The organism is Pseudonocardia asaccharolytica DSM 44247 = NBRC 16224, from assembly GCF_000423625.1.
GTDB classification, from domain to species: domain Bacteria; phylum Actinomycetota; class Actinomycetes; order Mycobacteriales; family Pseudonocardiaceae; genus Pseudonocardia; species Pseudonocardia asaccharolytica.
On the sequence record NZ_AUII01000014.1, the window covers coordinates 11,298 to 22,491 of the forward strand.

Here is an 11,194-nt window from a genome sequence, read left to right on the forward strand (position 1 = left end):
GTCGCCGCCGCATGCTTCACGCGGCGGCGACACGGCGTGATGGGATAGGTAGCGGATGTGGGAGCTGACCGCGGACGACGTCGAGCACCTCGCGCTCGGCGCCGCGCTGATGGGTTCCGGCGGCGGCGGCAGCACCCGATCGGCCCGATCACTGCTGCGCCACCAGCTGGAGCGGAGCGGACCGATCCCCGTCGTCTCCCTGACCGAGCTGGCACCGGGTTCGTACGCCATCCCGGTGGGACTGGTGGGGTCGGTGACGGTGTTCGAGGAGAAGCCGCTCAACGGCGGTGAGTTCGCCCGCGCGGTCGCGGCGGCGCAGCGCTACCGCGGGGTGGAGTGCGCCGCGGTGCTGGGCTTCGAGGCAGCCGGGGTCAACGCCCTGCTGGCGGCGGCTGCCGCGGCCGCGCTCGGCTTGCCCCTGGTCGACGCGGACGGGATGGGACGGGCGTTCCCCGAGCTGGAGCAGACGACCTTCTTCCTCAACGGGGCACCCCTCACACCGGTGGTCGTGGCCGACGAGAAGGGCGCGGTGCTGGTCATCGACGGCGTCGACGGGTTCGCCGCCGAACGCCTGACCCGCTCGGCCGTGGTGACCGTCGGTGGCTGGGGTCTCATCGCGCTGGCGCCGCAGCGCGCCGAGCTGCTCGCGCGGACCGCGATCCCGCGCAGCATTTCCAGGGCACTCGACGTCGGTCGGCTTCTCAGCGCCCGCAACCAGCCGCGCCTGCTGCACGACTATGGAGGTCGGCTGCTGTTCACCGGCAAGGTCGTCGACGTCGAGCGATCGACCGGCCCCCGGTTCGCCCGGGGTAGCGCGGTGCTCGAGGACGCGGAACGCCTGATGCGCCTGGAGTTCCAGAACGAAAACCTCCTGCTGCTCGAGGAGGGCCGGGTGCTGGCCTCGGTCCCCGACCTGATCTGCCTTGTGGCACGAGAGCAGGTCCGCCCGCTGACGACGGAGGAGATCCGCTTCGGTCTCGAGGCCGACGTCCTCACCCTGCCCGGCGCGCCGCAGTGGCGGACACCGCGCGGGCTCGGCCTGGTCGGTCCCCGCGCCTTCGGTTACGACGTCGACTACGCCGCTCCGGGGCGAACCGGATGAGCGGGCCGCACCCACCCCGGGCCGACACGGCGCCCGTCCGCCGGCTGCAGGTCCAGCACCTGCTCGGAGTCAGCGAGCTCGACGGCGCCGAGCTGATCGGCGGTCACGGGGGCCTGGACCGGGAGATCGCCGACGTGGCGGTGGTACACGATGCGGGGAACACCGAGGGCCTCAGCCAGGGTGCACTGGTGATCGCCACCTTCCGCGCCCCGGCCGGGTACGAGCTGGAGGTACTGATCCGTGCCGCCCACCTCGAGGGAGCCGTCGCCGTGATCGTGCTCGGGCAGATGCGCATCCTGCGCTCGACCCGGCAGATGGCCGACCGTCGGGACCTTCCCGTCATCGTGGTCACGGCCCGCGAACCGGTGCAGCTCGCCGCCCGGCTCTCCGCACACGTGTTCGAGCCCACCCGGCTCGCCGTGCAGCGCGCCCTCCAGGTCCTGCACCGGCTGCCCGACGTACCGACCAGCACCGAGCAGATCCTGCAGCCACTCACCGAGAGTCTCCGCGCGCCGGTTGTGCTGCTCGGCCGGGACCGCACGGTCCTGGCCGGGCCCACGAACTTTGTCCTGGCCGAGGTCGAACTGCCGTCCTACCCGCAGGTGGTTCGGACGGTGGGCGGGCACCAGGTCCTCGCCCCGGTGTTCGTCGACGACCCGGTACGGCCCGATCTCTGGCTGGCGACGCAGCTCTCGCCGTCGCACCAGGCGTGGCTGAACGGGGTCACCCAGCTGCTGAAGATCGCCGCGTTCCCGGTGGCGGCACTCACCGCGCGGCAGCGCATCCTCGGTGAGCAGGACGCGCGGGACCGCACCACGTTGTTCGCCGAACTGATGGATGCCACCCAGACGTTGGGACGGCGCGCCGTGGAACGTGCGCTGCACATCGGCTGGCGGCTCGACGGCTGGCACACCGGGATCTACCTGCGGCCCGCCCCCGGCACCGGGCGGGAGCCCGCCGCGACCGCCGCGCTGACCCGGGCCCTGCGGGAGCAGGGGCTCGTCGGCGCACTCGCCGAACGTTCCGACGGCTGGGTCTTCTGGGTCACCGAGGACACCGAGCCGCCGTCGACCACATTCCGGGCCACCCGGTTGGCCGTGGCGCAGGCCGTGGAGAGCCTGCGCGACCAGCTGCCGCTCGTCGCGGGGGTCGGCCGACCCTACGAGGGGCACACCGGGATCACGCGGACCGTACGGGAGGCCGAGGAGGCCTGTCTGTTCGCCGGGGTGACCTCCCGCCGCAGTCCGGTCGAGCACATCGACGAGCTCGGCGCGCGACGGATCCTGGCCCGCTGGCACGAGTCGGAGGCGTTCAGCTCCTACGCACGTACCGTGTTGGCCCCGCTGCTGGACGGCGAGGACGTCCTGCTGGACACCCTGCAGGTCTACCTGGACCGGGAGTCCTCGGCGAGCGCCGCCGCCTCGTTCCTCGGCGTGCACCGCAACACCGTGAACCAGCGGGTCGAACGGGCCGAGCGGGCACTCGGCGTCGATCTGTCCCGGCCCGACGACCGCCTGGTGATCCAGCTCGCCTGCCGCGTGGTGCGCGGCTCGGAGCAGACCCGTCCCTCGAGCTGAGCGGTGCGAGATGCACAAACCCAACGGCCCGATATCGCACCCGTTGTCATGACAGCCGCGCCGGATCCGGTGAGCATGGAAACCACGCGACATCCCGTCGGTCGAGACGGCGCTCAGTACCCGACTCCGGCGGGCCGCACCCGGTTCCCTTGCCATTGTCGGGCACCGCCCGCCGGATCCCTCGAACCAGCAAGGAGCTTCTCGTGCAGTCGGGACTAAGGCGCCGGTCCGTTCAGCTCGACACCCGCTGGTCCGGCGACGTCGCCCAGGCTCCCGCGGTACCGGAGGCGGTCCCGCCGAGCAGCCGCAGCTGCAGCTCCGCGATCAGGCGCTCGACCGGATCGGACAGATCCAGCCCGCACAGCTCCCGGATCCGGCGCAGCCGGTAGCGCAGCGTGTTGCGGTGCACGAACAGGATGCGGGCCGCCTCGGTCAGGTCGGAGGCGGTGTCGAAGTATGCGCGAAGCGTCGCGATGTAGTCCGTCTTACGCGTGCGGTCGATCTCGATCAGTTTCTGGATCGGTCCGGCCAGCAGCTGCGGGCGCGACTGGGCCAGCTCGCGGAGCAGCGCCAGGGTGGCCCGTGGCCGCAGCTCGGCGCAGGTGGCCATCGCGCGATCGGGATCTGCCGCGAGCAGCTTGAGTGCGCGATCGACCTCCAGCCGGGCGTCGAACAGGCCCGGGACCGGATGCGGCGTGCAGTTGATCGCCGCCACCAGCTCGCAGCCCAGCTGGTTGCCGATCAGGGTGATGGTCTCCTCCGCGAGCGCGCCGAGGTCGTCGGAACCGCGGTCGCAGCCCGGCAGGGCCGCGTAGACCTGCCCCCCGACGACGACGGCCGTGGCACCCGGCCGGGTGGCGAACTCCCGGCGTAGCTCGAGCTGCTTACGGACGTAGAACGGATCCACCGTCGGGTCGGGCCAGCAGGTTCGGGCCCGGAATCCGACGAGGTCGAAGGAGATGTCGGGTCGCATGTCCAGCCGCGCGGCGAGCACCGAGATGTCGGCGTTGCCCTCGAGGGCGGCGACCAGCAGCTCACCGCGCCTGCGGTGATCGCGGTCCTCGGTCGTGCCCTCGCGAACCAGGTGCGCCGAGACCACCCTGGCCACCTCGGCCAGGACATGGTGGTGGCGCTCTCCGAACGGCTCGTCGCCCTCGGCGACCCAGACGTAGCCGAGCACGTCGATGCCGGCGCGGACCGGGATCACCAGGCGCGGCCGGCTACCCGGCGGGCCGATCCGCAGCGGCTCGGTGGCCCGCCGGAGCCGGGCCGCCGTGCCGGACTCCCGCAGCCAGGTCAGGAAGTCACCCGGCGGGATCCGGGTGAGGATCGATCTCGTCCGCAGCTCGTCGATCTCGCCCGGGAGGTTGGAGAACGCCAGCAGGTTCAACGCCGCGTCGTCGATCTCCACCGGCCCACCGAGTGCGGCCGCCGCGGTGTTCGCCACCGCGTAGAGATCCGACGACGTCGAGCCGACGCTCCCGACGCCACCCGGCCAGATCGCGGCGACGGTCCGCACCCGAGCGTGCACCTGATCCCATGCCAGTTCGCGGGGTACCACGAGCACCGTCACCCCCAGCCGCTCGGCTTCGGTGCGGACCCACGCCAGGTTGACCAGGCCGCGGATGGCCACCGCCGCGACCGCGGCGTCCCGCGCCGCGGCGAGCAGCCGGGACAGCTGCGGCGAGGCCGGCACGAGCCCGACCGCCAGGACCAGATCGCCGGCTCGCAGATCCCCGAAGGAACTCGCGTCCCCGTCGCAGGCGTCCCAGATGTGGGGCCGGCGGACGGGTTCGGCCAGCCCGCCGGGCGTCGTGCAGAGCACGTCGATGAGTGGCCCGGCGATCTCGGTGAGCAGCTGACCGAGGCTCGGCCCGGTGCCGCCGGTTCCGGTCCGGGCCATGGGGGCCGGCATCCGCGTCATGTGCTCGCTCCGACGACGTCCGCGCCTTGCCGCAACGCACCGAGTACGGCGAACGGCGAGACCGGTAGCTCGTTGATCGGGCGCCCGATGGCGTCGGCGACCGCGCACGCGATCACCGCAGCGACCGGGACGATCGGCGGCTCGGCGGCGCCCTTCGCACCGAACGGCCCGGACGAGCACGGGTTCTCAAGGATCTCCAGATCGACCGGCGGGACGTCGAGCGCGGTCGGGAGCCGGTAGCTCTCCAGACCGGCGTCGAGCACCCGACCCGCGTCGTCGAGTCGCAGGTTCTCCAGCATCGCGTACCCCAGGCCCTGTGCGACTCCACCGTGAACCTGACCCTCGATCATGGTCGGGTTGATCGCCCGTCCGACGTCCTGGGCGACGACGTAGCGCAGGATCGTGACCACGCCGGTGTCCGGGTCGACCTCCACCTCCGCCAGGTGCGCGTGGTAGGACGCCGCACTGAAATGTGTGAACAACGCCCCGGCCATGCAGCCGGCGTCGAACGGGACCGGCGGCGAGACGAACCGTCCGGATGCCGAGATCGGGCCACCTGCCCACATCGCCGCAGCGCCCACCGCGGCCAGGGTGACGGCCGCGTCCGGGGCGCCCACGACCTGCACCTGGCCGCCGACGAGCTCCAGGTCCTCCGGGGACGCCTCGAGCAGATCGGCGGCGGTCTGCAGGATCTGGTCACGGACCTGCTCGGCCGCGTCCCCGGCCGCCTTGCCCATGCCGTAGGTGGTGCGGCTGCCCTGTGCGCCGTGGTCGTAGCCACCCGCGTCGGTGTCCGGGGCGCTGATCAGCACGTCCTCGATGGGGACCGACAACGTCTCGGCGACGATCTGCCGAACCCCGGTGGTGACCGCGCCGGTACCGATCTCGGCCGCCGCGCAGGTCACCATCACGGTGCCGTCCTCGGCCAGCTTCAGCGAGGCCTCCGCCGGCCCGGGGTTGGTGATCCAGGTGACCGGGACGACGGCGACCCCGCGCAGCGGCCGGGACCGGGCGGTCAGTTCCGCCCAGGGGGCACGCGCCTCGACCGACTCCAGCGCCTCGACCAGGAACGCGTCGGAGAGAACCTGCCCGTTCACCATTTTCTGGCCGGGGCGCAGAACGTTACGCAGCCGAATCTCGCGGCGGTCGATCCCGAGCTCGCGGGCGATGTGGTCCATGTGCATCTCCTGGGCGTAGATGCAGTACGGGCCGTTCACCCCGCGGAACGCCGCAGTCGGCGGCGTGTTGGTGTAGACGACCTGGCTCAGATAACGCGCCGCCGGAATCCGGTACGTCCCGCCCAGGGCGAGGGGTGCGACCCCGGCGCAGGCGACCGTCTCGCCGCTGCTGTTGGCGCCGTTGTCGGCGAGGATGTGCCCGTCCTGCGCCAGGATCCGGCCGTCGGCGTCCACCGCCGTGCGCAGCCGGACAATGGCATTCTCCCGCGGCCCCGCCGTGCGCAGCTCGTCGGCCCGGGTGTTGAGCACCTGCACCGGACGCCCCGCCTTGCGCGCCAACACGCAGGCCAGCGGCTCCAGCAGGGCATCGAGCTTGCCACCGAAGCCACCCCCGATCGTCGGTACGACGATCCGCACCGCTGACGGCCGGACGCCGAGCAGCTCGGCGACCCGACCCCGGACCAGGTAGGGGAACTGGCTGGGGGTGTGCACCGTGAACCGGCCATGGTCGTACCGGGCGACCGCGGCATGCGGTTCGATCGGGCTCTGGTGCTGGCGCGGCACCCGGAACTCGTCGCTGACCACCTGATATGCGGACGCGAACGCGGCCGCGACGTCCCCGCGCTCCAGGCGAGCCTCCCAGGCGAGGTTCCCGCCCCTGGGCCCCGGCACCAACGTCTGGTAACTCTCCCAGTCCGGGTGGATCAGCCGGGTGCCGCTGTCGAGCGCCGTGTCGAGATCGAGGACCGGGTCGAGCGGCTCCAGCTCCAGCTCGATCGCCGCGGCCGCGGCCGCGGCCTGCGCCGGGGTGTCGGCGGCGACCGCCGCGATCGGTTCACCGACGTAGCGGATCACCTCGGAGGCGAAGACCGACTGGTCCTTGAGTACCAGCATGCCGGACAGCCCCGGGGCGTCCGCCGCGGTCGCGACGGCTCGGACGCCGGGCATCCGCGCGGCTGCGGTGGTGTCCAGCCGGACGATCCGGGCGGCCGGCACCTCGGCCCGGCGGACGGCGGCATGCAGCATGCCGGGCTCGATGTGGTCCATTCCGTAGATCGCGGAGCCGCGCACCTTCGGCTCGCCGTCTGCCCGCCGGACACGACGGCCGATCGCACCGCTGCCGGATCCGTTCCCACCCGCCGTGGTCATCGCGCCTCCCGCAGTGCCGCGGCCGCGGACAGCGCGGCCTCAACGATCTTGTGATAGCCGGTGCACCGGCAGATGTTCCCGACCAGCGCCTGGCGCACGGACTGGGCGTCGGGGTCCGGATCGGCCTCGAGCAGATCGCACAGGGTCATCACCATGCCCGGAGTGCACGCCCCGCACTGCACCCCGCCGCATTCCAGCAACGCCTCTTGCACGGGGTGCAGCGGACCGTCCGGCGCGGCCACCCCTTCCACCGTGGAGATCGGCTCGTCCGTCGCGACCGCGACCGGAAGCAGGCACGACGCCACCGTCCGATCCCCCAGCCGGACCGTGCACGCGCCGCAGCGGCCTTCCGCGCAACCCTTCTTGGCTCCGCGCAACGACAGTTCGTCGCGCAGCACGTCGAGCAGCGGGGTCATACCGGGCACATCGACGGACTCACGACGTCCGTTGACCGACAGTTCGTAGGACATCAGGCCTCCGTGGTGACGACGTCGTGACCGGCTCGCGTGGCGGCGCGTTCGAACAGGCCGGGCAATACCGCGGTCCGGTACCAGCCGGGTGCGTCCAGCCCACTGCGTGGCGAACACTCGGCCGCGGCGGCCGCACCTGCGGCGCGGGCGGTGACCGCCGACAGCGGAGCCCCGCGCAGCGCGGCCTCCGCGGCGGGGCACCGCCGGGCGAGCGGCTCCACGCTGCCGACCGCCACCCGGGCGTCGGTCACCGTGCCGTCGGCTGCGGCATCGACCGAGATCGCCACCGAGGCGATGGCGTACTCGCCGCCGCCGCGCACCGTCAGCCGCGCGTAACCGGAACGCCGGGTCGTCGCCACCGGGAGCTCGGCGGCGACGATGATTTCCCCGGCCGGGCGGGCGTCTCGATCGGCGAGGTAGTTCGTGAGATCGACTGTCGCGCGTCCGTCCGGGCCGGCCAGGACCAGCCGGGCCTCGAGCGCGAGCAGCGCCGGCACCAGGTCTGCCTCGACGAACCCGCGGGCGCCGATGTTGCCACCCAGCGTCGCGACGTTGCGCACCTGCGGGAACGCGGAGTGGTGCGCCGCCTGGCGCAGCGCGTCCAGGGCGGGCGGCCCGGCCAGGCCCGCGAGCGCGGTATGCGTCGTCAGCGCTCCCACGACGACGGGGTCGGTGCCGGTGACGGCGCGCAGTTCGGGGACCCGGCCGAGCGCGACGTAGGTCTGCGTGAGCGGCTCGCCGCGCTGCTCGGCGCGCATCACCCACGTCCCGCCGGCGAGCGGTGCCGCGCCGGCACCGAGTTCGGCCAGCCAACCCACCGCCTCCTCGACCGAGGATGCGTGGCGGACCTCGGGACGAGTCAAGACGATGCTCACGCGCCACCTCCCAGTGGTGCCGAAATGTGCTCGACGGGGACGAACTCCTCGGCCAGTCCGAACGCTTGCGGTCCGAACGCCTCCAGCGCCGCGGCGGTCCGCATGATCTCGGGGGTGGCGATGGCGAAGACGCACACGCGCTGCCCGTAACGCAGGGACTCGGCTGTGATCGGTTCGCCGGTCTCCAGGTGCAGCGCCGTGATCAGGTCCGGAACGACGGTCCGCACCTGCCCGTCGACCCTGGCCACGAGGAATTCGTTCTGGAACTCGACCTCGCACGACGAGTCGGACTCGAAGGCCGCCAGCCGGGCCACGCCGCGGGTGAACCCGCCCTCGGTCCGCCGGTCGACGTCGACGACCTTGCCCGTGAACAGCCTGCTCCCGTGCCTGTAGAGCGTGTCGGGCAGCATCTCGGCGAGTGCGTCGATCGGATCGCGGTGCCCCTCCCGCGCTTCCCGCAGGGTGCGGCCGAGCCGCAGCGCGAGGGAGAGCGTTCCGGGGATCGCGGTGCGCTTGACGTCGGCGCCGCTCATCGCGTACTCCGCGATGTATCCGACGCCGCCCATGCGCACGGTGACGGCGCGGGCGTACGCCTCCATCCTGCGGTTGTCAGCCCCGGTGTCGACCACGGCGGTGTATCCGCGCTCGTCGGCGATCGCCAGCGGCGAGCCGTCGATGCCGTAGATCGCGAAGGTCTCCATCTGCAACTCGGGGAAGGCGCGTCCCATCCCGTCGGCGTCGACCACCGGCAGCCCGGTCTGCGCGGCGACCAGCAGCGGGATGGTCGAGTTGATGCCGCCGGACTCGATGGGCATCGTCGCGCTGGCCGGCCGGCCGATCTGGGCCTCCAGCCGACGCAGCGCGTCGACCGGCTCGGTGCCCCGGGGAAGCCGCTCCAGCAGCACGCTGGGCGCGCCCATCATCGCGGTCGGGATCACGAGCGCGTCGTCGTCGAGGTCCTCGGGGCTCAGGATCGTGATCGATCGCTCGCCGAGGGCGTGGGCGACGAGCACTCGGCCGATCTGCGGATCGCCCCCGCCGCCGGTGCCGAGCAGCGCGGCCCCCCGCACCAGGTCGGGAAGATCGTCCACCGTCAGCTGAAAGGCCATCTCAGCTCCCTTCACCGACGCGGGCCGCGCCGGCTGGTTCCGGCGTCCGGGCCCGTCGCGCCGGATCGAGGGTCAGGTCGCCGACCGCGCGCACCCGGATGCGGGTCGCGTTGCCGGGCAGGTAGGCGATCGGGACCTCCTCGACGTCGACGACCTGGACCGTGCCGGGGTTCGCGCCCGCGGCGGTGGCGCGCCGGATGGCCTCGTCCTTGGCCTCGTCGAGGACGCTGTCGCGCTGGCCGGGGTTGATCGAGAAGATGCGGTCGACCTCGCCGCCGACCTGGGCGATCGCCGCGCCGATGGCGTTGGCGACCGCGAACTGGCCGGGCCGGTGCACCTCCTCGACACCGGGCAGCTCATCGGGCAGCAGGATGCTGCCGCCCCCGACCAGCACCACCGGCAGCGGCGCGGCGCTGGTGCGCATCCGGTCGACCACCCGCGCCGTCTCCCGGACGATGTGCGCCAGCCCCTCGGCCACCAGCGACCGGTCGAGCCCGGCCACGGTTGACGGATCGCCGATCTGGGCCAGCCCGGCCGCCACCGCCAGGTCGCTGGCGGTCAGCGTGGAACCACCGAAGATCAACGCCTCGTCCCGGAGCCAGTAGCCGACGCTGTCCGGCCCGACCGTCACACCGCTGTCGCCGCCGCGCACCCGACTGCCTCCACCGATACCGACCGAGAGCACATCGGGCATGCGGAAGTTGGTCCGGACTCCCCCGACGCTCACCTCGGCCGTCGCCTCCCGGGGGAAGCCGCCGTTCAGGATGCCCACGTCGGTGGTGGTACCGCCGACGTCGACGACCGCGCAGGACTGCAACCCGGACAGGAACGCCGCACCGCGCATCGAGTTCGTCGGACCGGAGGCGAAGGTCGCCACCGGGTAGCGGCGCGCGTACTCGACGTCCATCAGCGTGCCGTCGTTCTGGCTCAGGTACAGCGTGGCGCTGAAACCCTCACCGGTCAGCGCGGCGGCGAGCCCGTCGCAGATCTGCTCGGCCAGCTCCCGCAGGCACGCATTGATGATCGTGGCGTTCTCCCGCTCGAGCAGCCCCATCCGGCCGATCTCGTGGGAGAGGCTGATGTGGACGTCCGGGAGCTGCTCGCTGATGATCGCCGCGGCCTCCTGCTCCATCCCGGCGTTGACCGGGCTGAAGACCGAGGAGATCGCGACCGAGCGCACGCCGCGCTCGCCCATGTCCTCGGCGGCGCGGCGCAGCTCGTTGCGGTCGATCGTGGAGATCACGCTGCCGTCGAACTCGTGGCCGCCGTGGCACATGTAGGCCTTGCCGTCCACGGCCGCCACCAGTCGCTGCGGCCAGTCGCAGAACGGGGGAAGCGCCGCCGTCGCCGGCAGCCCCAGCCGCACCGCCGCGGTCGGGGCGAGGCGACTGGCCTCGGTGATCGCGTTGATGAAGTGCGTGGTGCCGATCATCACGGCCGTGACCTCGGCCGGGTCGAATCGCCGCTGGGCCCCGAGTTCACGCAGCACCTGCACGATCCCCGACGTCACGTCCTGGGTGGTGGCCGACTTGACCGCGGCCAGCACCGTCCCGCCGTCGATCAGCACGGCATCCGTGTTCGTGCCGCCGACGTCGATACCGATTCGCATGAAGTCTCTTTCTGCGCCGGCACCGGCTCGACCCTGATCGGCCGGCAGGTGCGAAGTCGAACGGGAGGCTCCCGGTCAGGGGTCCTCTTCCTCTGCGATGAGCGAACCGTACGGGCCGCCGTGGCGCGGCACACCAGACAATCTGCTGTATCAGAAGGTCTGATGAGTGCAGAACGCTGCATTCTCGTGCTCCGTCAACCG

The 11,194-nt window shown here is 72.4% G+C and carries 8 protein-coding genes; 2 read left to right on the plus strand and 6 right to left on the minus strand.

Features of this window, described 5'->3' with window-relative positions; translation table 11 throughout:
• Positions 1-55 precede the first annotated feature (55 nt).
• A complete protein-coding gene (locus G567_RS0115755) occupies positions 56-1,102 on the plus strand; it encodes an S-methyl thiohydantoin desulfurase family protein (RefSeq protein WP_028930746.1) in 1,047 nt (348 codons plus the stop codon).
• On the plus strand, positions 1,099-2,679 hold the full coding sequence (locus G567_RS0115760) for a helix-turn-helix domain-containing protein (protein WP_028930747.1): 1,581 nt from the start codon (positions 1,099-1,101) through the stop codon (positions 2,677-2,679). Before G567_RS0115755 ends, G567_RS0115760 begins: the two co-directional genes overlap by 4 nt.
• A gap of 232 nt (positions 2,680-2,911) precedes the next feature.
• Here G567_RS0115760 and G567_RS0115765 read toward each other — a convergent pair whose 3' ends face one another.
• From G567_RS0115765 to G567_RS29225, 6 genes are read right to left on the minus strand one after another with little or no spacing between them, the layout of a single operon-like run.
• Positions 2,912-4,603 (minus strand): PucR family transcriptional regulator, encoded by a 1,692-nt coding sequence (locus G567_RS0115765; RefSeq protein WP_147201201.1) that lies wholly within the window; start codon positions 4,601-4,603, stop codon positions 2,912-2,914.
• Positions 4,600-6,930 (minus strand): xanthine dehydrogenase family protein molybdopterin-binding subunit, encoded by a 2,331-nt coding sequence (locus tag G567_RS0115770; RefSeq protein WP_051233153.1) that lies wholly within the window; start codon positions 6,928-6,930, stop codon positions 4,600-4,602. The genes G567_RS0115765 and G567_RS0115770 overlap by 4 nt, the downstream gene beginning before the upstream one ends.
• The gene (locus G567_RS0115775; protein ID WP_028930750.1) at positions 6,927-7,400 is read right to left on the minus strand and encodes a (2Fe-2S)-binding protein; all 474 of its coding nucleotides are present in this window, start codon (positions 7,398-7,400) and stop codon (positions 6,927-6,929) included. Before G567_RS0115775 ends, G567_RS0115770 begins: the two co-directional genes overlap by 4 nt.
• Positions 7,400-8,275 carry an FAD binding domain-containing protein gene (locus tag G567_RS0115780; RefSeq protein ID WP_051233155.1) on the minus strand — a complete coding sequence of 292 codons (876 nt, stop codon included), beginning with the start codon at positions 8,273-8,275 and terminating at the stop codon, positions 7,400-7,402. The genes G567_RS0115775 and G567_RS0115780 overlap by 1 nt, the downstream gene beginning before the upstream one ends.
• Positions 8,272-9,384 (minus strand): S-methyl thiohydantoin desulfurase family protein, encoded by a 1,113-nt coding sequence (locus G567_RS0115785; protein WP_028930752.1) that lies wholly within the window; start codon positions 9,382-9,384, stop codon positions 8,272-8,274. Before G567_RS0115785 ends, G567_RS0115780 begins: the two co-directional genes overlap by 4 nt.
• Position 9,385: 1 nt before the next feature.
• The gene (locus G567_RS29225; protein ID WP_051233157.1) at positions 9,386-10,993 is read right to left on the minus strand and encodes a hydantoinase/oxoprolinase N-terminal domain-containing protein; all 1,608 of its coding nucleotides are present in this window, start codon (positions 10,991-10,993) and stop codon (positions 9,386-9,388) included.
• Between the last annotated feature and the right edge of the window lie 201 nt (positions 10,994-11,194).

Coding starts and splice junctions, on each gene's coding strand:
- G567_RS0115755 (WP_028930746.1), top strand. CDS start 56: ATGTGGGAGCTGACCGCGGACGACGTCGAGCACCTCGCGCTCGGCGCC.
- G567_RS0115760 (WP_028930747.1), top strand. CDS start 1,099: ATGAGCGGGCCGCACCCACCCCGGGCCGACACGGCGCCCGTCCGCCGG.
- G567_RS0115765 (WP_147201201.1), bottom strand. CDS start 4,603: ATGACGCGGATGCCGGCCCCCATGGCCCGGACCGGAACCGGCGGCACC.
- G567_RS0115770 (WP_051233153.1), bottom strand. CDS start 6,930: ATGACCACGGCGGGTGGGAACGGATCCGGCAGCGGTGCGATCGGCCGT.
- G567_RS0115775 (WP_028930750.1), bottom strand. CDS start 7,400: ATGTCCTACGAACTGTCGGTCAACGGACGTCGTGAGTCCGTCGATGTG.
- G567_RS0115785 (WP_028930752.1), bottom strand. CDS start 9,384: ATGGCCTTTCAGCTGACGGTGGACGATCTTCCCGACCTGGTGCGGGGG.
- G567_RS29225 (WP_051233157.1), bottom strand. CDS start 10,993: ATGCGAATCGGTATCGACGTCGGCGGCACGAACACGGATGCCGTGCTG.